The organism is Thermococcus sp. JdF3 (genome assembly GCF_012027495.1).
GTDB lineage: Archaea > Methanobacteriota_B > Thermococci > Thermococcales > Thermococcaceae > Thermococcus.
Genome location: NZ_SNUK01000007.1, coordinates 18,900 through 38,585, shown reverse-complemented (window position 1 = coordinate 38,585; position 19,686 = coordinate 18,900). Strand labels below are relative to the sequence as shown.

Sequence of the window (19,686 nt, the reverse complement as noted above, 5' to 3'; positions counted from 1 at the left end):
TCTCACCCTCCTATTCTTCGGCGCCGGTGTATATTAACCTTCTCTTTTTCCACCCGGTAGAGCAGGAAGAGGGTCCCCTGATCGACGCTTTCAATCAGGGGGCTTAGGGCTTCTTCTTTTTCCTCCGTTCTGAGAAGGACCCTCCTCGGTCTCTCCCCCGTTTCGGCCTCCAGTCTCACGGTCTCCCACTCGAAGCCCATGGAGCGGCTCACCGGCAGGGTCAGCGTCCTTTTTGGGGTCTGGATAACCACGCTCCCGTTGAACGGGGGGGTTTCCACTGCAACGACCACCCTCCTGTGGTTCCCGCTCTCGATGGAGGAGTATGCGACGACCAGCCCCACCGTGAGGAGAATCAGCGGCAGCAGAGAGCCAGCCGCCGAGATTCCCAGGCGGCCGCCCAGCCAGAAGACGGCCGGGGAGAGAACGAATGCTGCCAGCAGGAAGAGAAGGCTGTAGAGCAGCGTTCTCTTTCCGACTTCCTGCCCGCCCAGCTCATTAAGAACGCTTTCCCACTCCTCGGCGGTCTCCACGTAGTCCGCGGTGATTCCCAGGGCAACGAGGGCGAATATCGGGATCGCCGATGAGAAGTACGGGCTGGTCAGTATTGCCTCCCCCAGGCTCCTGTAGGCTTCGGGAAATGCCACGGGCAGGAACTGCGACGCCCCGATCGTGTACGGGACCGCGTAGAGGGTCATCGAGAGGGAGACGGCCCTGCTGGCGGAGCCGCTGGATAGAAAGACCCCCAGCAGGATCGCCGCGAGTGCGGCTGGAAGTGCGTAGCCGCTCACTCCAGCGACGCTGGAATACGCCAGCGCGGTCAGAGCCGCCGCGGGAAGAACAACCGCGAATTTTGCGGCAGTGAGGCTCATCTTATCTCCCCCAGAAGCCTGGTTACTATCCTGCCCGTTTCCTCCTCGCCGGGCAGCCAGCGGATGACGCGGGCTCCGGTTTTCTCCAGGTCTTCCATTATCGCCCTCTTCTCCATCTCCATCAGCGTCCCGGTCCCCGGGTCGAGGGTCGGATAGACCGAGATGTCTATCACCATAGGCCTCGTCCTGCCCCGCCCCATGGCCCTCACGGTGAGCATTCCCCTCCTCGTCTCGGTCCACGTTCCCTCCAGGATGTTGGAGACGTAGACCACCAGGGGAGTGTACTGGATGAGTATCCTCCTCAGCCTCTCCACCGCGTCGTCGAGCCTTTCCTCCTCAGTTTGGACCCTCTCAAAGCTCATCATGGTTCTAACGATTTCATGGAGCTGTCTGGGTCCCGTGGCGGGTGGGATGAACTTTCCCGCTCCCAGCAGATAGAGCCCCACGTGGTAATCCTTTCTCAGGAAGCGGTGGGCCATGGAGGCCACGAGGTTCATGGCGTGTTCGTAGGGGCTCTCGCTCTCCTTTCCTATCTTCATCGCCTCCCGGGCGTCCACAATGAAGAGCACGGTCTTCTTTCCTTCCCTCTCGAACTCGTTGACGAGCACCTCCCCCATCCTCGCGGTCGCCTTCCAGTTTATGAGCTTCATCGGATCCCCCGTCTGGTAGTTCCTTATCTCCTTGAAGTCCGTTGAGATGGGCCCCCTTATGGAGTAGCTCGTCTCCGGGACGCTTATTCTGGCCTTTCTCCGGGTTTCAATCACCGATACCTCTCTCAGCACCCTGGGAACGGCCCTTATCCTCAGCTCCTCCCCGTAGAGCCCCCACAGATAGCGGGTCCCGAGGGGACTCCTTGTGGTCACCTCGCTCCTGGGCAGGGTGTAAACGCCCCTGAGGACGGGCTTTATCCTGTATGTGTATTCAACCTGCAGTGGCTTGAGCCCCTTGAAGAATACCCCGACGCTGCTGCCCCCGGTCAGCGCCACGCTCCCGGGCAGGGGGTCCCTGACGACCACTATGCCCATGCCGCGTTCGACCGTGACGCGCACCCTGACCTCGACCTCCTCGCCGAGCCGCACCTCCCTCCTGGATATCCTCCTCACCACGGTTATGCCCTTCGGCGGTTCGATCAGCGTCCCGAGGGCCAGGATGGAGAGGGGCACCGTGGCCAGGCCTATCATCCCGGGGGAGAGAAAAAGCGTCCCCATGAGGAGTGCCCATAGGAGGTAGCCCGTCAGGTTCTTCCTCATCTTCCTTCCGCCCCTTTGGGAACGGGGGTCTTTTCCAGGGCTTCCATTATAACGTCCTCTCCCCTGATGCCCTCGAAGGAGTACTCCGCCCTGATGACGACCCTGTGGGCCAGGGCGTCGATGGCGAAGGCCTTGACGTCGTCGGGGAGAACGTAGTCCCTGCCCTCCAGAAGGGCGTTTGCCTTTGCCACCTTCATCAATGCGATTCCGCCCCTGGGACTCGGGCCGGCCTCCACCCTGGAATCCGCCCGGGCGTTCCTCACGAGCTCCGAGATGTACCTCACGATGTCCCTGCTGGTGAAAATTCTCTCCTCCACGAGGTCCTGGATTCTTACGAACGTCTCTCTGTCGATCATCGGTTCCATGTCCGCCGTTGGGTCGTCCTTTCTCCAGCTCAAACGCGCTTCGAGGATTGCCATCTCATCTTCCAGGCTCTTTGGATAGCCCACGCGCAGCCTGAGGAGGAACCTGTCGAGCTGGGCCTCGGGGAGGGGGTAGGTTCCCTCGAACTCTATCGGGTTCTGTGTTGCGATGACGAAGAACGGCCGCTCCAGGGGGAAGGTCTCACCCTCTATCGTGACCTGGCGCTCCTCCATTGCCTCGAGTAGAGCGGACTGGGTCTTGGGGGGAGCGCGGTTTATCTCGTCCGCCAGAAGGACGTGGGTGAAGATCGGCCCCTTTATGAGCTCGAACGTCCCGAGGTTCTGGCGCCACACCTTCGTTCCCAGTATGTCCGCGGGGAGCAGGTCCGGGGTGAACTGAACGCGGGTGTATTTCAGGCCCAGAACCCTCCCAAAGGCTTTGGCCAGGAGTGTCTTCCCCAGGCCGGGGTAGTCCTCAAAGAGGACGTTCCCGTTGACGAGAGCCGCCGCCAGGGTCTTCCTTATGACTTCCTCGTTTCCGATGTAGACGGTTGAAATTCTCTCCACAATCTCTTCAAGCTTCTTGGAGGCTTCCTCAATCTCGGTCATGGCTTCCACCCCATCAGGTCCCTCAATCCTTCAAAAACTTCCTCCACAATCCTCTTCCTCCTCTCAAGCTCGGCCCTCTCATAGCGCCGCCTTATCCAGAGCGGCATGAGGGGGGAGATCGGTTTTCCCTCGTAGTCCGCCACCTTCGAGATGAGCGCTTCAAACTCCTCCCTGTCCCCGAAGAGCCTCGCACCGTAATAGGTTACGAACGCCACCAGCGGTCCCCTCCTGCCGCGCACGACGAAATCCTCAACGGCCCTTCTGGCTTCCATCATCTCTGGGCCCAGCCTCTCCAGCGTTTTTGCCTCGTGCCTCCGCCACTGCTCGAGGAGGTAGCGCTCCGGGTCATGCCCCGCCACGTGGGAGTACACCATCGATCCGGCCAGAACGACGCCCAGGACGAGCACCAGCCACTCCCCGTAGAAGACCAGCTCTGGGTGGCTCTCGCTGAGTCCCCCTCTGACGGAAACGTAAAGGCCCAAAACACCGCCGAGGGCACCTATTCCAAGCAGGTTCCTCTCGATGACCTCCATCCAGGGGTACCTTTCGACGAGTTCTGAGGCGGCGTAGCCGAGCAGGAATGCGGCCCCGGCGTAGCTGAAGGCGCTTCCGTAGACCATCAGCGGGGGCGTTCTGGACAGGCCATAGAGGGCCAGAAAGACCCCAACCCCCCTAACGACCCTGGCCCGCTCCTCCAGATTCGGCGCGGTGAGTGCAACCCCAGCGCCGAATGAAATCAGGGCCAGCGGGAGGCGCCACCCCGGGATCGGGATGAGAAGGGCCGCGGCCGAGAGGCCGAGCGGCACGAGAAACTCAGCGAGGAGCTCCCTCCCCAGCCCCTTCGCCACCTCACGCGCGGTCATAAACAGCGCTAAAATTGCCGATGGCTCCTTGATGGCGCTGAGGGGCTCCGCCCAGGGCGAAAGGGCGTAGATGAGGGCAACCGTCCCGAAGTAAATGCCTATCCTTCCCCAGTTGAGCTTAAACAATGCAGCCACCTCCAACCAGCTCGAGGAGCGAGCGGTAAAATCTGATGAACTCCCCCCGCGACACCTCGACCGTGCGGTACTTGGCCCTCTCGAAGACCTCCGTCAGGGTATCCAGGGGCTCCCAGGGGTACATCATGTCCGTCAGGGCCGCGGCTATCTCCCTGGGGGTCATCCCTTCGACGTCCAGGCCGGTCCCTCTGGCCCATGGCAGGAAGCACCTCTCGTAGTAATCGACCACGGCGTCGTCGTAGCGGGCCACTATCCTCACGGTCGCACGCTCGATGAGCTCCCCGCAGCGGGCCTCTATGGTGTGTTCCCCAACTTCCAGGGCCAGGGTGAAGTCCCTGCCCTTTCCTGCTGGCTTTCCATCAACGTAAAGCTCCGCCTTTCCCTCGCACTCGATGCTCAGCTCCACCGTTTCCCCCTCCCTGAATACGGGAATACCGTTGTTGAAGATAATCTTCAGAACCTTCTCCACCTCCCTTTTCTCCGGTTTTCTTCTCACGAGACGGTACCTGACTATCAGTGCACCGATAACCAGAGCTATGGCAATGTAGGCCCAGGGGATTTCCCGTTTTCTGGCTATCACGACGTGGAACCTCCCGCTCGCCGGCAGGTAGTATGAGGAGCCGTCGAAGGTTACCGCCACAGTTGCGTTGGTTTCCTTCTCCGGCACGGGGACTTTGAGGGTGGCTATTCCAGAACCGTTGGTCATTACCCGCATTTCGAACCCGTCCACGCTGACGTTGAGGTAAACTCCGCTTACCGGATTGTTGGCGGAATCAATGACCCTGAACCTCAGCGCCGCGGTTTTTTCGCCCTCCGCCCTCGGCGTCAGGAGCTCTATTTCCACCGGTGAAAGAACCGCCACCGTTGTTCTTCCCAGGGTCCTGGTGTCATGGCGGAATTCCACGGACCTTTCCCCGACGGTCCGGAAGGGTTCGATCGTCAGCTCAAAGCTTCCGTTGGTCACGTCTATCGGATAGGTCTTTCCCGGGAACACATAGGCCTGAAGGGCCGCACCTTCAATCCCAACGACCTTTCCGCTGATTCCGATGGGCTCCCCGATTTCTCCGGTTATCCTCTCCGGAACCTCCAGCTCAACGGTCGCCACCGTGACGTTCATGGCGGACGGGGAGTAAACGGGACTTCCGGGGTACCTCACGGTCAGCACGTGCCTCTCAATCGTGGGGAGCTGGAGAACCAGGGAGAACCTGCCGTCCGCGAGGGCGGTGGTCTCTCCGAGGGGCCTTCCATCGAGGTAGTATTCAATGCTGACATTGGCTATCGGTCTCCCAGCCCCGCTGAGGAGGCTGCCGATGACCGTGACGTTGCCGGGTCTGGCCAGGATCAGCCCAGGCATCGAGAATCTGGCCAGCCCCCTGACTTCGACCGTGAATGTGGCCCCGGATGGGAGGTAGGGGTATCCGAGGGGAGTGAGGTAGTATATGAGGACCTGCTTAGTTCCGGGGGAGAGGTACACCGGGATTTTAACGGGGAGCGCGAAGGTCCCGTTGGATGCGTTTGCGTGGCCTATCAGGACATCCCTTTCCCCGTCGTTTATGAACGCCGCCACGCTTCCCCGGCGCGGTCGTTCACCCGTGACACTGCCCTCCACGGTTCCATTTATAACGAACGAGTCCCCCGCGGTCACCGCTCTCGGTACCTCCGCTTTTATTTCGGTTCGCTCCACTACGAAAACCGGGAGGTGGAGTTTGTATTCATCCGCACCCCGCATGACCGTGAGGTTCTCGATGTGCCAGCCGTTTGGGTAGTCATCGGGTGGAATTAGCCTGACGTACACCTTGGTCTCGTTCCGCAGGGTTTCGATGGAGAACCAGGAATCCACCAGGGGGGATTCCGTTTTGAGGCTCACCTCTCCGGTGCCTGGCACGGTGAGCTCCACCGTAAGCGCATCGTTCTTGCGCAGGTACGCCGTGACCGGGTCGGGCAGGGCGCTCACGTTTCCCGGGACAGTCACCGGGACGATCCGTGTCAGCGAGTTCCCTTCCCTGTCCGATGCCCTGACCATGACAGGATAGTAACCTGGCTCTTCAAATGGCCCTACCGTCAGGTTGTATATCCCTGACTCCCTGATGAGCGCTATCCTCCCGAGGGTTGGAACGTCCACGGCAACGCTCGCGTTCCCGCCGCTCGCGACCCGCTCGAACTTTATCGTAACCGTTCCGGAGGAACCGGGCTCCAGGGGCATCAGAACCTCGGGTGCCTCCAGTTCGAAGGGCATGTACACGTTCTGATCTGTGGGGTGCAGGGGGTCAAAGGTCAGCCACCCGGCCCCGTTAAAGTAAACCTCCGCCCAGAAGTGTCTGTTCTTTTCGGTCACGACCTGGGTCCGGGGGATTGCATCGATGTAAACTCCCTCGACGAGCCTCGCGGGAAGGCCGTTCAGTCTGGCCAGAACCACGAAGGCGGAGGCGAAGTCGTAGGAGCTGCCTGCCTTTGATTCAAACAGGAACCACGTCAGCCTGTCCGCCCCCTCGGGGGGAGTCACGTTTTCCACGTGCCTGAAGTTGCCCTCCAGGTATCCGGTTATAAGGAGCGCCTTCCAGTAGTCCGAGCGTGCCCCCGTCGTTATGCTCTCCGCCAGGGCCGCCAGCCGGGTGTCGTTGGGGGCCGACAGGTACCCCGTCATGTTCCCTGCGGTGAGGTTTACCAGGTAGGGCATGTCAAAGGTGTAGCCCACCGCTGAGAGGGAGTACGCGGTCACGTTCAGGGGTGTTCTGAAGAGGTTGTACTCCGGAATCACCTCCGCCCCGGCGCCGTCAACGCGGGTCGTGTAGAGGGAGGTGAAGAGGTTCCCGCTGAGGGGAAGGAACGAGACGACCGTGATGTTGTCCCTTTCGCTGTGATGGGGGACTTTTATCTCAGGAGGGGCTATAACGTTGCTTGGAACCAACGTCGCGTTCCCGGTCAGCCACCTCCCGTCCACGTAGTCGGTGTAGACGTTGAGCCGGAGGTAGTGGGTGTGGGCCGCGCCGGTTACGAGGAGAACGAAGCGGGGAGAAGCCGGAACCTCGGCCGGCGGTCCGGTTTCGTTGGTCTCGTTCCCGGATGGAAGTTTCGGGGCTAGTATCTCCTCGATGCTCTTGGTTCCGGGTGGGACCTCGATGAGGGCTGGTCCAAGCACGACGGAGACAAGGAGGAGGGAGAGCAGTGTCAGAGTGAGAAAGGCGATGTATTTCCGCCTCACCATGATGTTCCTTACTTCAACCGCGGGTTATATAAGGCTTTGCATCAAAGTACTACTATGGGCATTTCTGCCCAAAACCCTTAACTACCAGCGGATCGTCCTTTGATTGGTGGTGTTATGGACTTCGAGAGAAAGCCTCTCATAGGGATGGTTCATCTCAAGCCACTTCCGGGTTCCTACCTATACGAGGGGAATCTCGATGCAGTCATCGAGTCCGCCCTGAGGGATGCAAGAACGCTGGAAAAAGCTGGTTTCGACGCGGTAATGGTGGAAAACTTCGGCGACGTCCCCTTCCCGAAGGTGGTCGATAAAACCACCGTCGCGGCCTTTACTGCCGTGACCAAGGCCATAAGGGACGAGGTGAGCGTTCCCCTCGGAATAAACGTTCTCCGCAACGACGGGATCGCCGCTTACTCCATAGCCTACGCCGTCAAGGCCGACTTCATAAGGGTGAACGTGCTGAGCGGTGTGGCTTACACGGACCAAGGCGTAATCGAGGGCATCGCCCACGAGCTGGCGAGGCTCAGAAAGCTCCTTCCAAGCAAAATAAAGGTCTTCGCCGACGTTCACGTCAAGCACGCGGTCCACTTCTTCGACTTCGAGGACGCCATAAGGGACACCGTCGAGCGCGGCCTTGCCGATGCAATCGTCGTCAGCGGCAGAGCAACCGGAAAACCCGTCGATGTGGAAAAGCTCGCCCTGGCTAAGAGAATCTCGCCGGTACCAGTGGTGGTGGGTTCGGGCACTTCCTACGACAACCTCCCGGGGCTCTGGAAATACGCCGATGCCTTCATAGTGGGCACGTGGATCAAGCGTGATGGAAAGGTCGAGAACGAGGTCTCCCTCGAAAGGGCTGGAAAGCTGGTGGAACTGGCGAATAAACTTCGGAAGGCTTCTCCCTAATTCCCCTCCCTTCGAATTTTCTTCTCCGAAAGTCTTATTACCCAAAAACGCGTAACATTACGAAATACGAAGCCCTGTCCCGCTTTTCTTTTCCGCGAGATGGGTGGTAGTGGAAGTGGAATTATGGTTGGAAAGGAAAGGCCCGCGTTCCGGGCGTTTTGGGGATGGTTGTATGAAGATGCTTAGGCTTTGCACCGTGCTCGCTGTGTTTCTTCTCCTCGCCCCCATGCTGGCACGTGGAGAGGTCACGGAGCCGTACGTGCGCTCGCCCCCGGGTGATTCAGAGCTTACCTCCCTCAATCTAAAGCTGGTGGGGTGGGAGGCCACGACCCTGGGGAGCGATGGGGCATCGACCCTGGCGGAATATGCCTTCGCCTGCAGGGATCCCGGCAGGCAGGGCGTTTACAACACGGAACTCTGGATGGGCTACTTCGACGATGCAGGCGCAGAGAAGGGTTTTTACGAGGAGGTCCTGTCAAAGTGGGCTTCCTTTAAGGATGAGGATGAGGTTAAAAGGGACAGCGATGGGGAGCCATACTCGGTGACCCATTACCGCTACACGGTTGACGAAACCGGGGGTTCGTCCGACTTCGTGTGGGCGGTTTTCAGGAGGGTCGCAACCTACGAGTGTCTCTCCTCCGGGTGCGAGAGCTGGGTTCAGGGCCACCCGAACGAGTCCATTCGCTTTGAGACGATGGTCGAGTATATCGTCGCGAGCGGCCCGTACGTCATCCGGGCAAGGGGCTACTACTACGACGGTTTTCCCTGCGACGTCGAGGGTGCCCTTCCCGCCCTCATCAACCACTACCTCAACACTATCCCCGGGAACAGGGTCTCGATACCTCTGACTGGGGGACCCGGTGCCCCATCCGGGGGCTCGGAGGTTGCCGCTCCAACCACGAGTGGAACTGGGGAGGCTCAAAACAGTGATTCGGGCTTTGAGAGGCCGGGGGTGATCCTCAGTCCGGAGGCGAAGGCGAGGATGAACGAAACGCTGAGAGAACTTGAGGGGCTGAGCGGGGGAAGCGTGGAGGTCGTGCACATCAAGACTCCGGAAGGGGAACTCGTCAGGGTCATCAACAGGAACGGGAAGGCCAGTGGAACTGCCCTGAGCTTCAGGCTGAAGTACTACGGCAACAAATACGTCCTCGACAGGGTCGTTGACGGCTCGATGGACAAGCTGAACGACCTCCTCGGAAGGTACGCACCCGGATTGAACCTCTTCAAGGACTACGTCAAGGCCTTCAAGGACAGCGGGCTCTTCCAGGGCGAGGATGCAGTGAAGAAAACCGCCCTCGACCTTCACGTGGACGAGAGGAGCGCCTCGCTCTACAACGATATGAGCGGCATCGAAGAGAGGGAGCTCAAGCTTTCCCCCGCGAAAAACGCCGTCCCGTCATCCACGCTGACGAAGCCCTTCGAGGACGCCATCCAGGCCATGGGGGTGGCGGTGAAGAAGGCCGTTGCGCAGGACTACGAGTGGGAGTTCAGGAAGACGGCCGAGAGGGCGGTGTTCTACAAGAAGGCCGGCCTGAAGTACAGCGAGATAATCCGGAACACGGTGAGCGACGTGACCGAGGAGACCTCGCAGTCCCCCAGGGTTCAGACCCTCAACGCCCAGTCGAAGGAGGGCTTCAGGGATCAGGAAGCGAGGATAAGGTTCTACATCAACAAGCTCTTCGAGGAGGGGGTAATATGAAGGGCAAGGTTGTCCTCTTCCTCATCCTTCTCCTCGGGGGCTACCTCTACGCGACTGGCCACATTGGGCCCGATGGCTTTGACATCGACTCTTTACGGGAGAGGGCTGAAGGTTCCCCCGGAGGAAGCCCGGCGGACCTTGAGCGCGAGGCCCTCTCGCTCGGCGCGGAAAGGGTAATCGTTTCGTCCTCCCCGAACGAGACCCTCGTCCGCCTCGGCGTTCCGGCCGTAGACGGAAACCTCACCGGCCTTCTCTATGCCGTGGCCGAGAAGGCCTACCGGGCCAACCACTCGGGGGTGGTTCGCGTCGAGGCCTACTACCTCGGCGAGCCCATCGTTGCTCTGACCGTTAGAAACGGCGATTTCGAGAACCCTGAGCTCGAGGACATAAGGAGGCCGGAGTTCCGGATCGAGACCGACCTGGGGCTCTTCGACGTTGTAATCCACGGCGTTTCCGTCACGAACGAGAGCGCCAGCGTCTCGCTCGAGTACCTCGCCGACCGCGACGGCTTCTGGAAGGACTACTTCGCCATGTCGCTGGTGGTTCTTGAAGACGCCCCCTGGGTCGGGAGCGTCTCGATAACCTACCTGACCGAAAACGGGAGCGTCACGATGACGATGGGAGCGGGGGACATAGTTGGAATACACGCCGGGGAGATCGAGGACCCCTCGGCGGTCATAAAAATCGAAAGGGGGTGAGAAAATGGGACTGCTCAAAAAGCTCGTGGTCGGGTTCTTCCTGCTCCTCCTCGTCGGGGTGGCTGCTATCTTCGGGATGCAGTACTACTATGAGACGGCATACGACAAGGTCCCGGTCGAGGTCAAGAGCGAGACCGTCAGCGGGGACGTCTTCTACCTTTCGCACGTCCTTGAGCCGGGCAAGTACAAGATAACCGCGGACAGCGAGGGGACGGTGGTGAAGATAACCATCCTCGACGAGAACGGCAACGTCCTGACGGAGTCGGAGACGAGCGAGTTCATCTACGGCTCGAGCCAGCCCTTCCAGGTGAGGGTGGACTACGAAGCTCCAGAGAACGTGGAAACCTACGAAGTCTCCGTCGGCATATACAGGCTCGTGAAGAAGTAAAGGGGTTTCGCTTTTTCATACCCCTTTGGAAGATTCTCCGCAGGCGGTGGTTGGGAGGCTGGGCCTGGCCAGAGGCGGACCGCTCAGTCTTCTCCACCTTCGTTTCCACCCGGGTTCATGCTTAGCCCGCGGATTATGCGCTCCATTCTCTCCTCCTCGGTCTCCCTGCCGCGGTAGCCGAAGTAGAAGCCGATTATTGTCGAGAGAACGCCGAGGAAGTAGTTCCTGAGCTCGGAGGGTATCGTGATGTACTCGCTTCCCAGAACGAGGACGATGAACGTCGCAACGAGGGTCGCCGCTATGGCCCGTCTCATCTCCCCCCTGTTCAGACACCGGTTACCGCTCCAGCCTATGAAGATGACCGCGAGGAAGACGAGCAGTGGCAGGGAGATTAGGGTAATCCTCACGTCGAAGTAGAGGCCTGCAAAGGTTAGTACCGCGACGGCTATAAGGGAAAACAGCAGCGCCGCCCTTGCGTAGGGGAAGCTCTCCTCCATGGCCATCACCCAAAGGATTATATTCGCCCATCGTATATACGCCTTTAGCCAGGTGGTGCCCATGGGGAAGTACTTTGGAACCAGCGGGATTCGAGAGGTCGTCAACGAAAAGCTGACCCCGGAGCTCGCCCTCAACGTCGGAAGGGCCCTCGGCACGTTTCTCGAAGGGGGAACGGTCGTCGTAGGCATGGACACGAGGACGAGCGGCGAGATGTTAAAGCAAGCCTTAATAAGCGGCCTCCTCTCAACCGGGGTCGATGTCATAGACATAGGCCTCGCGCCCACGCCCCTTACCGGCTTTGCAATCAAACTCTATGAAGCGGATGCCGGCGTCACCATAACCGCCTCCCACAATCCCCCGGAGTACAACGGCATAAAGGTCTGGCAGGCCAACGGAATGGCCTACACCCCCGAGATGGAGAACAGACTTGAGGCCATTCTGGAGTCCGGAAACTTCAGGAAGGCCCCGTGGAACGAGATTGGAGGGCTCAGAAAAGCCGACCCGAGGGAGGAGTACATAAAAGCCGCCCTCGATATGGTTCACCTTGAGAATTCCTACACCGTTGTTATCGATTCCGGAAACGGTGCCGGCTCGATTCTCAGCCCCTACCTCCAGCGCGAGCTGGGGAACAGGGTTATAAGCCTCAACTCCCACCCGAGCGGGTTCTTCGTTAGAGAGCTTGAGCCGAACGCCAAAAGTCTCTCGATGCTGGCCAAGACAGTTAAGGCCATGAAGGCCGATGTTGGGATAGCGCACGATGGCGACGCGGACAGGATTGGCGTCGTCGATGACGGGGGAAACTTCGTGGAGTACGAGGTCATGCTGAGCCTCATAGCCGGCTACATGCTGAGGAAGTTCGGAAAGGGGAAGGTGGTAACGACGGTCGATGCCGGCTTTGCCCTCGATGACTACGTTAGGCCACTCGGCGGTGAGGTCGTGAGGACCCGCGTTGGAGATGTGGCCGTTGCCGACGAGCTGGCCAGACACGGCGGGGTCTTCGGCGGCGAGCCGAGCGGGACGTGGATAATGCCGGAGTGGAACCTAACGCCGGACGGAATCTTCGCCGGGGCGCTGGTCCTTGAGATGATCGACAGGCTCGGCCCGCTGAGCGAACTCGCTAAAGAAGTCCCGCGCTACGTGACGCTTCGCGCCAAGATACCCTGCCCCAACGAAAAGAAGGCCAGGGCGATGGAGCTCATAGCCGAGGAAGCCCTCAGGAGCTTCGACTACGAGAGGCTCATAGACATCGACGGCGTTAGAATAGAGGGTGCCGACTGGTGGATTCTGTTTAGGCCGAGCGGGACGGAGCCGATAATGCGCATAACCCTCGAAGCGCACACCGAGGGAAAAGCAAAGGCGCTGATGAAAAAGGCCGAGGAGATCGTGAAGAGGGCGATAGAAAGGGCCTGATCACTTCAACCTCTTCAGCTTCTTCCCTATTATCGCGAATGTCGCTATCAACGCCATCAGCATGACCCAGCCTAGGTTCCGGCTCGTCTCCTCTGGCAGGAGCAGGTAGGCGAAGAGCACCAGCGTGGTGAAGGTCACCAGTATCAGAACCAGCCCCTCCCCCCGCGTTCCGGTCCTTATCTTCCCCCTCGGGTGGAAGCTCGAAAAGCGGCTCCACTTTATCCCCGAGACCGTCAGGGTGTCCGCGAAGAGGTGGGAGATGTAACCGATGAAGAACGCTATGCCTGGCCAGTAGCTGTCGGTTATCCAGTAGGCAAGGCCGCCAACGAGGGCGGTTATTAAAAAAGCCGCCTCTATCGTGTGGGTCGCGCCCCTGTGCTCGACGAAGCGGGGCATGACCGTTCCACCGGGGAGCTTGGTAGAGATGTAGGACTTGGGGTGGTCTATGTCGGGCATTAAAGCCCCCAGGGCCGCCATTCCGATGTTGATTAAGCTCATCGGGGCGCCGAAGAGCACCGCTATGAGGTAGAAGAGAACCCCGAAGACAACGTGGGTGTACCACATCATTTTGCATCATCTGGACCCAGTTCGGCAAGAACCGATTTAACCCTTTCCATGCTGCCCTCGACGTCGTCCTTGTCGAACTCGACGTAAACCCCCTCCGGGAACCTCGCGATGAGTATCTCGAAGAGTATCCCGGGCATCTTCACGAGCTTGAAACCCTGCTCCCCCACTATCTCCTTCGAACGTCTCACTCTCTCCTCCTTTCCCAGGTAGAAGAACTCCTGCATCGCAGAGTAGGGGTAGCCCTCTGGGTCGCTGGAGCTGGTGTGAAAGACGCCGCAGGTCGGGGAGCCCTTGACGCCGATGAAGACGACCTTTTCTGGCCTCTCCTCGGTCAAGACCCGGCCTATGAAGTCCGCTATCACCTTGGCTCTCTCCCTCATGCCCAGCCTCTCGTAAACTTCCCTGCTCGCAGGTGCCCTCGGCCAGCCGATCAGCTCGTATTCGGGGCAGGGATAGGCTAAAACCTGCCAGTCCTCGTCTAGCTCTCCGATAAACTTCCTCAAGAGTCGCGCCGTTTTGTACTCCTTCTCTTTCGGCCCGCGGTAGACGTAGAAGGGGCTGAGCAGGCAGGGCGCTATGACGAGGAGTTTCATGGCTCCTCACCTCCGAAGAGCAGTTCTACCGCCTCACTGAGGGTCATCACCGGCAGGCCCTGCTCCCCGAGGGCCGAAATCAGCCTCTTGTCACCCGTGAGGAGGGGTGAGCCGGTGGCCAGAACCGTTGCAACGTACAGGACATCGTACGGGTCGGGGCTTATCGCCCCTGCCTCCTCGATCCTTTCCTTCACCCACTCAAAGGGGACGACCGTCGTTTGGGAGCGGATGAGCGAGAGCATCTCGTCGAGGTCGTTCCGGTCGAGTCTCGTTAGCCTCACCAGCCTGTCCATGTGCCCGTAAAGTTTCTCCCAGAAGAACTCGGGGACGAGGAAGTTGAACTGCCTCGCTATGTAGTTCACGGCGAACAGCCTGTGGGCGACGCCCCTGCTGTGAAGGGCTGAGAAGGCCACGTTGAAGTCGAGGACGACCTCCATCAAAGCACCCCGTAGCGCTTGGCAAGTCGTTCTTTCATGACCTTTGAAAGCTCTTCGGCGTCCTTCTCCTCGAGTTCGCTCCTCTCGGCCAGGACGATGAAGCGCTGGGCCCTCTGAATCCTCTCCTCGATCTCCCTTATCACTTCCAGCTCTATCTTCCTCAGGGCCCTTGGAGTTAGCACGTTCTCAAGTTCCTTGGGAACCTTGACCACTATGTCTCCCATACGCTCACCGGCTAAATTTTGGTTCCCACCCTATTAAACCTTCCCCGCTACCTCCTCGATGATCCTCTCTACCTTCTCCCTCAGCTCCTCCAGCGTCCCCTCGTTGGTTATCACGTAATCCGCGAGGCCCTTCAGCTCGCTCGTGTGGTATAAGCGCTCCTCGGCGTCGTCCATGCTTTTAAAGTCCTCAAAGCTCCTTATGCCCTTATCCTTGCTCGCCTTCCTCTTCACCAGCCGCTCGAACCTTATCTCGGGCCTCGCCTCGACGTAAATCACCTTTCCGCCGAGTCTCTTTATCGCCTCTATCTCCTCCCGCGAGCGGACGCCGTCTATGACGACCTTCTTACAGTGCCTCATCTTGTCGGCGGCGAGCCTTATGAGGATGTCCCCGCCGTACTTCTCCTTCAGGTACTTCCCGAACTCTATGAGCCTCTCGCGCGTCGGCTCGGCCTTTTCAGGCAGTTCCGGAATCCACGAGTAGTCGGAAACGTTGTGGGTGAGCAGGTCTATCAGCGGGTCGCTGCAGGAGACTCTGCAGAATCCATTCTCTTCGAAGAACTCCGCAACCGTCGTCTTTCCGGCGGCGATCTTCCCAACTACTCCAATTATCATCTTTTCCACGACCTCCATATCAGGTTTGCACCGTCCGTCGATTCCATAAGCCCCTCGTAAACCAGGTCGGTAACGAATCTTATCAGGGCGGTTTTGTCGTATATCACGGGCATCTCAAAGCCGAAGAGGTACTTGAGTTCAAAGAACCCGATGTGGAGCAGTCTGAAGGGGTTGAGGAGGTAGATCCCTTGCTCGGCCTTCAGCCCGAAGGGAAAATCGGCGAGGACGAGCTTCGCTTTCCTCTCTCCCGCGAGATTGATGAGCTTTTTCCCATCGGGGAAGAGAACCTCCGCCGGCTCACCCTCAATCGGCTCGTACTTCATCTTTGGAAAGGCGTATTTTAGCCCCACTGCCTCGTGGGGAAGGTTCAGCCTTTCAGCAAAGCCGAGCAGGGCTTTCGCGTTGAAGCTCATGAAGACGAGCGTTTTGAAGTTCCCTCTGACATCCGGCCACTTTCGCGGGGGGAACCTCTTCTCCGCCTCAATTATCGGAAGGAGGAATTCAAGCTCCGTCCCTTCGACGAGCCTTTCCGCTTCCTCAAGCTTCCTCCGCTTTATCTCCAGGTCGAGGTTGGAGTAGACGGTAACCTGCTTGACTTTGAGCCTCTCGCGGAGCTTTCCGATGACGAAGCTGTTGCCTATGACGACGCTCTTGTCCGTCCTGTCGTGGGCGATTATGAAGAGCTTGTCGCCCTCGGGGTCGTAGCGGACCTCGTCTATCCTGAAGGGGCTGTCCGGAAAGCCGTTCTCGCGCCTTATTACCCTCACCAGCTCAGATATTCCCTCGACCGTGAACATGGTTCTTCCCTCCTACCTCGCGGGATCGGCTTTTAAGGTTCTCGCCGGAAGATTGTTCCGTTATGGGAACAAAAATTTATAAAATCTGGAACAAACCTTCGCCCGGTGATGGGTGTGAGGATGAGTTCGAGGGAGATAGCTCTAATCGGAATGATGCTCGGCCTCTCGCTGCTCTTCGATGTGATGCCGATTGAGATGCCCACCGTCTGGGGTATGAAGATAGACCTCGTGGCGGTTCCGATAATAATGGTTTACCTCCTCACGGGCTTCACCGGCGGCTTAACTGCAGTTCTGCTCCTCTTTGCGGGCCTGAGCGTCGTCTCCTCCGCCAGCTGGCTGGGGGCGATGATGAAGTCCTTCGCGACCCTGGCGGTCATAGTGGGCTTTGAGGTGGCAAAGAGGGCTACAGGCTTCGAGCTTTCCACCGGTGGGGGGAAACTCGTGGTCTTCGCGGTTCTGGCCTACCTCGCCGGCCTTGCCGTCAGGATACCGCTCATGCTGGCCCTCAACTACTACGTTGCCCTTGAGATATGGCTCGGCCTCCCGAGAGAGCAGGTGGTTCAGGCTGTCGAGAGCTGGACCGGTGTTCCGTTCTGGGTGGCAATCGGCCTTCCGAATGCCATCCAAAGTGCCATCGACGTCTTCCTGGGGCTTGCCGCGACGATACCTGTGTTAAGGCGCCTTCCGCACCTGCTGGATTAGTGCTTCCAGGTTTTCTTTTTTGAGCCCTCTTTCTTCAAGATAGCCGTTCCATCTCTCTGCGTAGTCTATGAACGTTCCATCCCCCGTCCGGGTGTAGAGCCAGACGAGGAGCTTGATGTGGAGCCGGTGGTAGTCTTCTCTGGCCTCTGGTCCTTTAACCGAGTAGAGGCTCCACTCACCACTATCGCAGTCTGGAAGTGCCCGTTTAACGCTTTCTACGCCCGCGTTGAAGAGCTCCAGTGCCCGTTCATCGCCCGTGTATCTGTGGTAGAGCCACAGCCCCTTCATAGTGATGATGTGGCCGTTGAGGACGAGAAAGTCCGGGCGGTAGGGGTACTCGAGAAACCAGATCCCGTAGTCCGTGTTCTCGACGAAACCGCCGTGCTCGGGGGACAGGTAGAACGAGTTAAAGAGCCGATGGGCCGCGCGCAGGTATGTCTCGTTGCCGGTCTCGTTGTATAACCACGCGTAGAGGCCGGCGAGCATTCCCTGTGAAAACGACGAGACCCAGGGTAGCCTGATCTCCCTGGTGTCCGGTGGCTCGAAATAAACGTTGAAGATGCCCGCTTCGCCGGTACTTTGATGAACCACCTCCATAAGGGGGAGCATTTCCTTTAGAAGTGCCTCCGCCCTTCTATCTTGGCCCGTCTTCAGGTAGTGGTACGCCCAATTGGAGGCCGTCACAGGGTAATACTGAAAACCGCGCCCCCTGTAGTACACGAAGGGCAGCGTGCTCGTGAAGTTCTGACATTCCACGTAGGGGATGCTTTCGAGGGGCCGCTCCCTGGAGAATGAGACGACGTGGTAATCGGTACCCGGCGGCTCTCTCTTCGAGAAGTAGCAGAGGTTGGCGCGGAGGGTGAGGTTCAGTATCTCCAGCTCGGCCCGAGTAAGACGTCGTTTCCGTGCGATTGAGGAGAACACCTCGATGGGATAGTGGACGTCCGGGAATTCCAGGGAGGCATTGAACGCCTTCCCTATGACCTCCCGTAGGGAGGGATACTGCTCCATGAGGAGTTCATAGTCCCCCGGTCCGGCGGGCGGGGATTCAATCGGAGGTGTGTGAATGGGCGTGGCTGTGCTACTCACTGGGTTGGACGAGGTTTGGTCTTTTTCTTTTTCATTCGTTCCCAAGCAACCGGAGGCTATGATGAGGAGCGTTACCAAAATTACTGTTGCTGTTTTTCTCATGGAACTCATAGTTAACACTATCTAAAAGAGTTAAAAAGCTTTTCGAAAGATTTTAAAAAATAGTTAGAGGTTCCCGAGTATCTCCTCCTCTTCCATCGTCCTCTCGCAGTAGTGGCAGCGCACCTTAAGGGGCTCCCTTGAGACGACGTAGAATTTGGAGACTGTGTACTCGTGGTTACTGACGCAGTTGGGGTTCGCGCAGCGAAGGATTCCGGTTATCTCGTCCGGAATCTCGACCTTGAACTTCTCCGCCACTTTGTAGTCCCTCACTATGTTCACGGTCGCGCTCGGGGCAATGAGGGCTATCTTGTTCACCTCCTCCTCGCTCAGGAACCTGCCCTCTATCTTGACTATGTCCTTCCTTCCGAGCTTCCCGCTGTGGACGTTCGAGGCGAGAAGGAGAACGCCGCCGTTTGGCCTGTTGAGGCGGAGTATCTCGATGACCTTCAGCCCCTTTCCGGCCGGGATGTGGTCTATGACAGTTCCTTCCTTGATGGCGGTAACCTTGAGCTCGGCCATTCACAGCACCCCCGGAATTTCAGCCCTTGCCTTCGCAAGCGCTGGCGGAAGTTTTGGGGTCTCACCAACGTGCTCAATCCCAAATGCATCCCCCCGCATCATCGAGAGGGGATGCAACCTCAAACCTGCATTCATTCACAGCACCCCCAGGGTCAGTCCGAGAAGGGCCATTCTCACAGGAACTCCGGAGAAGACCTGCCTGAAGTAGAGCGCGTGCTTCGTCCTATCGACCTCTGGGTGTATCTCGTCCACCCTCGGGAGAGGGTGCATTATTCTGAGGCTTTCCTTCACGTTCTTCAGAACCGCGCAGTTAACCTGGTAGCTACCCTTGACCTTGAGGTACTCCTGCTCGTCCGGGAAGCGCTCGCGCTGGATTCTGGTGACGTAGAGAACGTCCAGCTCCGGGATTGTTCCCTCCAGCTCGGTCGTCTCGTGAATTCTAACCCCCTTCTCGCGGAGCTCTTCAACGATGTGCTTCGGCATCCTCAGGAGACCCGGCGAAATCAGGTAGAGCTCGACGTCGTAGAAGGCCAAAGCCTCCGCCAGGCTGTGGACGGTTCTCCCGTACTTGAGGTCGCCGAGCAGACCTATGGTCAGGCCGTCGATCTTCCCGAAGGCACGTTTTATCGTGTAGAGGTCGAGCAAAGTTTGCGTCGGGTGCTGGTTGCTGCCGTCGCCGGCGTTGATCACCGGTATCTCCGCCACCTCCGCGGCGAGCCTCGCGGCTCCCTCCATCGAATGGCGTATAACTATGGCGTCGCTGTACTGCTCGACCGTCTTTATCGTGTCGGCCAGGCTCTCGCCCTTCTTGACGCTCGTGCTGGCGGCGGAGGAGAAGCCTATGACCGAGCCGCCGAGGCGGTGCATGGCGCTCTCAAAGCTCAGTCTGGTTCTCGTTGATGGTTCGAAGAAGAGCGTCGCGAGTATCTTTCCCTTCGCGTAGTCGAGTGCGCCCTTCTCGTTGAGTTCCGTTTCAAGCCTTTCGGCAACGTTCAAAACGAACTCGATGTCCTCTTTGGAGAAGTCCCTAACGCTTATCACGTCGCGTCCTTTCCAGTCCATAAAAGCCCTTCTCGTGTAAATTTCGAAGGGTTTTTAAACGTTTTTTAACATAAACTTGTCGACGGTAACCCTTTAAAGCCGGGTTCAAAATTTCCA

23 protein-coding genes are annotated in these 19,686 nt (G+C 58.7%); 7 read left to right on the top strand and 16 right to left on the bottom strand.

Annotated features, from left to right (window positions below):
* Positions 1-2: 2 nt before the first annotated feature.
* The 5 genes from E3E42_RS10965 to E3E42_RS10945 are packed head-to-tail and all read right to left on the bottom strand — an operon-like array spanning position 3 to position 7,293.
* Complete coding sequence (locus E3E42_RS10965; protein WP_167904673.1) at positions 3-869, bottom strand: hypothetical protein; 867 nt, start codon at positions 867-869, stop codon at positions 3-5.
* The gene (locus E3E42_RS10960; RefSeq protein ID WP_167904671.1) at positions 866-2,119 is read right to left on the bottom strand and encodes a DUF58 domain-containing protein; all 1,254 of its coding nucleotides are present in this window, start codon (positions 2,117-2,119) and stop codon (positions 866-868) included. The genes E3E42_RS10965 and E3E42_RS10960 overlap by 4 nt, the downstream gene beginning before the upstream one ends.
* A complete protein-coding gene (locus E3E42_RS10955; RefSeq protein WP_167904669.1) occupies positions 2,116-3,090 on the bottom strand; it encodes a MoxR family ATPase in 975 nt (324 codons plus the stop codon). Before E3E42_RS10955 ends, E3E42_RS10960 begins: the two co-directional genes overlap by 4 nt.
* On the bottom strand, positions 3,087-4,088 hold the full coding sequence (locus E3E42_RS10950; protein ID WP_370519661.1) for a hypothetical protein: 1,002 nt from the start codon (positions 4,086-4,088) through the stop codon (positions 3,087-3,089). The genes E3E42_RS10955 and E3E42_RS10950 overlap by 4 nt, the downstream gene beginning before the upstream one ends.
* Positions 4,072-7,293: a transglutaminase domain-containing protein gene (locus E3E42_RS10945; protein WP_167904665.1), complete on the bottom strand. Its 3,222-nt coding sequence runs from the start codon at positions 7,291-7,293 to the stop codon at positions 4,072-4,074. Before E3E42_RS10945 ends, E3E42_RS10950 begins: the two co-directional genes overlap by 17 nt.
* Before the next feature lie 114 nt (positions 7,294-7,407).
* Between E3E42_RS10945 and E3E42_RS10940 the strand changes: the two genes are divergently transcribed.
* From E3E42_RS10940 to E3E42_RS10925, 4 genes are all read left to right on the top strand, one after another.
* The gene (locus E3E42_RS10940) at positions 7,408-8,193 is read left to right on the top strand and encodes a BtpA/SgcQ family protein (protein ID WP_167904663.1); all 786 of its coding nucleotides are present in this window, start codon (positions 7,408-7,410) and stop codon (positions 8,191-8,193) included.
* A gap of 172 nt (positions 8,194-8,365) precedes the next feature.
* Positions 8,366-9,892, top strand: coding sequence for a hypothetical protein (locus E3E42_RS10935; protein WP_167904661.1), 1,527 nt, complete (start codon positions 8,366-8,368; stop codon positions 9,890-9,892).
* On the top strand, positions 9,889-10,590 hold the full coding sequence (locus tag E3E42_RS10930; RefSeq protein WP_167904659.1) for a hypothetical protein: 702 nt from the start codon (positions 9,889-9,891) through the stop codon (positions 10,588-10,590). The genes E3E42_RS10935 and E3E42_RS10930 overlap by 4 nt, the downstream gene beginning before the upstream one ends.
* Positions 10,591-10,594: 4 nt before the next feature.
* Positions 10,595-10,978 (top strand): hypothetical protein, encoded by a 384-nt coding sequence (locus tag E3E42_RS10925; RefSeq protein WP_167904657.1) that lies wholly within the window; start codon positions 10,595-10,597, stop codon positions 10,976-10,978.
* A gap of 83 nt (positions 10,979-11,061) precedes the next feature.
* Here E3E42_RS10925 and E3E42_RS10920 read toward each other — a convergent pair whose 3' ends face one another.
* Entirely contained in the window at positions 11,062-11,484 is a 423-nt protein-coding gene (locus E3E42_RS10920; RefSeq protein WP_167904656.1) for a hypothetical protein, read from the bottom strand.
* Between the two features lie 52 nt (positions 11,485-11,536).
* Here E3E42_RS10920 and glmM point away from each other — a divergent pair, with 52 nt between their 5' ends.
* The gene (glmM, locus tag E3E42_RS10915) at positions 11,537-12,886 is read left to right on the top strand and encodes a phosphoglucosamine mutase (protein ID WP_167904654.1); all 1,350 of its coding nucleotides are present in this window, start codon (positions 11,537-11,539) and stop codon (positions 12,884-12,886) included.
* Here the strand turns inward: glmM and E3E42_RS10910 are convergent, their stop codons facing one another.
* Genes E3E42_RS10910 through E3E42_RS10885 form a run of 6 tightly spaced genes read right to left on the bottom strand, consistent with a single transcriptional unit; the run spans position 12,887 to position 16,116 of the window.
* Positions 12,887-13,453, bottom strand: a complete 567-nt coding sequence (locus E3E42_RS10910) for a metal-dependent hydrolase (RefSeq protein WP_167904652.1) — start codon at positions 13,451-13,453, stop codon at positions 12,887-12,889.
* Positions 13,450-14,046, bottom strand: a complete 597-nt coding sequence (locus E3E42_RS10905; RefSeq protein ID WP_167904651.1) for a hypothetical protein — start codon at positions 14,044-14,046, stop codon at positions 13,450-13,452. The genes E3E42_RS10910 and E3E42_RS10905 overlap by 4 nt, the downstream gene beginning before the upstream one ends.
* Positions 14,043-14,483 (bottom strand): PIN domain-containing protein, encoded by a 441-nt coding sequence (locus E3E42_RS10900; protein ID WP_167904649.1) that lies wholly within the window; start codon positions 14,481-14,483, stop codon positions 14,043-14,045. The genes E3E42_RS10905 and E3E42_RS10900 overlap by 4 nt, the downstream gene beginning before the upstream one ends.
* Positions 14,483-14,707, bottom strand: coding sequence for a hypothetical protein (locus tag E3E42_RS10895; protein WP_167904648.1), 225 nt, complete (start codon positions 14,705-14,707; stop codon positions 14,483-14,485). The genes E3E42_RS10900 and E3E42_RS10895 overlap by 1 nt, the downstream gene beginning before the upstream one ends.
* A gap of 33 nt (positions 14,708-14,740) precedes the next feature.
* Positions 14,741-15,319 (bottom strand): AAA family ATPase, encoded by a 579-nt coding sequence (locus tag E3E42_RS10890; RefSeq protein WP_167904795.1) that lies wholly within the window; start codon positions 15,317-15,319, stop codon positions 14,741-14,743.
* Complete coding sequence (locus tag E3E42_RS10885; protein ID WP_167904647.1) at positions 15,316-16,116, bottom strand: hypothetical protein; 801 nt, start codon at positions 16,114-16,116, stop codon at positions 15,316-15,318. The genes E3E42_RS10890 and E3E42_RS10885 overlap by 4 nt, the downstream gene beginning before the upstream one ends.
* 108 nt (positions 16,117-16,224) lie before the next feature.
* Between E3E42_RS10885 and E3E42_RS10880 the strand changes: the two genes are divergently transcribed.
* A complete protein-coding gene (locus tag E3E42_RS10880) occupies positions 16,225-16,818 on the top strand; it encodes a hypothetical protein (protein WP_240913697.1) in 594 nt (197 codons plus the stop codon).
* Here the strand turns inward: E3E42_RS10880 and E3E42_RS10875 are convergent.
* Complete coding sequence (locus E3E42_RS10875) at positions 16,789-17,829, bottom strand: D-glucuronyl C5-epimerase family protein (RefSeq protein ID WP_167904646.1); 1,041 nt, start codon at positions 17,827-17,829, stop codon at positions 16,789-16,791. The genes E3E42_RS10880 and E3E42_RS10875 overlap by 30 nt on opposite strands.
* 55 nt (positions 17,830-17,884) lie before the next feature.
* On the opposite strand from E3E42_RS10875, the gene E3E42_RS10870 reads away from it, so the two are divergent.
* A complete protein-coding gene (locus E3E42_RS10870; protein ID WP_167904644.1) occupies positions 17,885-18,034 on the top strand; it encodes a hypothetical protein in 150 nt (49 codons plus the stop codon).
* A 38-nt stretch (positions 18,035-18,072) separates the two neighbouring features.
* On the opposite strand, the gene pyrI is transcribed toward E3E42_RS10870, so the two are convergent.
* Genes pyrI through pyrB form a run of 3 tightly spaced genes read right to left on the bottom strand, consistent with a single transcriptional unit; the run spans position 18,073 to position 19,590 of the window.
* Complete coding sequence (gene pyrI, locus E3E42_RS10865) at positions 18,073-18,528, bottom strand: aspartate carbamoyltransferase regulatory subunit (RefSeq protein ID WP_167904642.1); 456 nt, start codon at positions 18,526-18,528, stop codon at positions 18,073-18,075.
* Complete coding sequence (locus E3E42_RS12110) at positions 18,529-18,663, bottom strand: hypothetical protein (protein ID WP_255453649.1); 135 nt, start codon at positions 18,661-18,663, stop codon at positions 18,529-18,531.
* Entirely contained in the window at positions 18,664-19,590 is a 927-nt protein-coding gene (gene pyrB / locus E3E42_RS10860; RefSeq protein WP_167904640.1) for an aspartate carbamoyltransferase, read from the bottom strand.
* Between the last annotated feature and the right edge of the window lie 96 nt (positions 19,591-19,686).

What these genes read in the sequence shown, in the direction of transcription:
- E3E42_RS10965 (WP_167904673.1), bottom strand. Translation starts at nt 869, where the DNA reads ATGAGCCTCACTGCCGCAAAATTCGCGGTTGTTCTTCCCGCGGCGGCT.
- E3E42_RS10960 (WP_167904671.1), bottom strand. Translation starts at nt 2,119, where the DNA reads ATGAGGAAGAACCTGACGGGCTACCTCCTATGGGCACTCCTCATGGGG.
- E3E42_RS10955 (WP_167904669.1), bottom strand. Translation starts at nt 3,090, where the DNA reads ATGACCGAGATTGAGGAAGCCTCCAAGAAGCTTGAAGAGATTGTGGAG.
- E3E42_RS10945 (WP_167904665.1), bottom strand. Translation starts at nt 7,293, where the DNA reads ATGGTGAGGCGGAAATACATCGCCTTTCTCACTCTGACACTGCTCTCC.
- E3E42_RS10940 (WP_167904663.1), top strand. Translation starts at nt 7,408, where the DNA reads ATGGACTTCGAGAGAAAGCCTCTCATAGGGATGGTTCATCTCAAGCCA.
- E3E42_RS10935 (WP_167904661.1), top strand. Translation starts at nt 8,366, where the DNA reads ATGAAGATGCTTAGGCTTTGCACCGTGCTCGCTGTGTTTCTTCTCCTC.
- E3E42_RS10930 (WP_167904659.1), top strand. Translation starts at nt 9,889, where the DNA reads ATGAAGGGCAAGGTTGTCCTCTTCCTCATCCTTCTCCTCGGGGGCTAC.
- E3E42_RS10925 (WP_167904657.1), top strand. Translation starts at nt 10,595, where the DNA reads ATGGGACTGCTCAAAAAGCTCGTGGTCGGGTTCTTCCTGCTCCTCCTC.
- glmM (WP_167904654.1), top strand. Translation starts at nt 11,537, where the DNA reads ATGGGGAAGTACTTTGGAACCAGCGGGATTCGAGAGGTCGTCAACGAA.
- E3E42_RS10910 (WP_167904652.1), bottom strand. Translation starts at nt 13,453, where the DNA reads ATGATGTGGTACACCCACGTTGTCTTCGGGGTTCTCTTCTACCTCATA.
- E3E42_RS10905 (WP_167904651.1), bottom strand. Translation starts at nt 14,046, where the DNA reads ATGAAACTCCTCGTCATAGCGCCCTGCCTGCTCAGCCCCTTCTACGTC.
- E3E42_RS10900 (WP_167904649.1), bottom strand. Translation starts at nt 14,483, where the DNA reads ATGGAGGTCGTCCTCGACTTCAACGTGGCCTTCTCAGCCCTTCACAGC.
- E3E42_RS10895 (WP_167904648.1), bottom strand. Translation starts at nt 14,707, where the DNA reads ATGGGAGACATAGTGGTCAAGGTTCCCAAGGAACTTGAGAACGTGCTA.
- E3E42_RS10890 (WP_167904795.1), bottom strand. Translation starts at nt 15,319, where the DNA reads ATGATAATTGGAGTAGTTGGGAAGATCGCCGCCGGAAAGACGACGGTT.
- E3E42_RS10885 (WP_167904647.1), bottom strand. Translation starts at nt 16,116, where the DNA reads ATGTTCACGGTCGAGGGAATATCTGAGCTGGTGAGGGTAATAAGGCGC.
- E3E42_RS10880 (WP_240913697.1), top strand. Translation starts at nt 16,225, where the DNA reads ATGGGTGTGAGGATGAGTTCGAGGGAGATAGCTCTAATCGGAATGATG.
- E3E42_RS10875 (WP_167904646.1), bottom strand. Translation starts at nt 17,829, where the DNA reads ATGGAGCAGTATCCCTCCCTACGGGAGGTCATAGGGAAGGCGTTCAAT.
- E3E42_RS10870 (WP_167904644.1), top strand. Translation starts at nt 17,885, where the DNA reads ATGGGCGTGGCTGTGCTACTCACTGGGTTGGACGAGGTTTGGTCTTTT.
- pyrI (WP_167904642.1), bottom strand. Translation starts at nt 18,528, where the DNA reads ATGGCCGAGCTCAAGGTTACCGCCATCAAGGAAGGAACTGTCATAGAC.
- E3E42_RS12110 (WP_255453649.1), bottom strand. Translation starts at nt 18,663, where the DNA reads ATGAATGCAGGTTTGAGGTTGCATCCCCTCTCGATGATGCGGGGGGAT.
- pyrB (WP_167904640.1), bottom strand. Translation starts at nt 19,590, where the DNA reads ATGGACTGGAAAGGACGCGACGTGATAAGCGTTAGGGACTTCTCCAAA.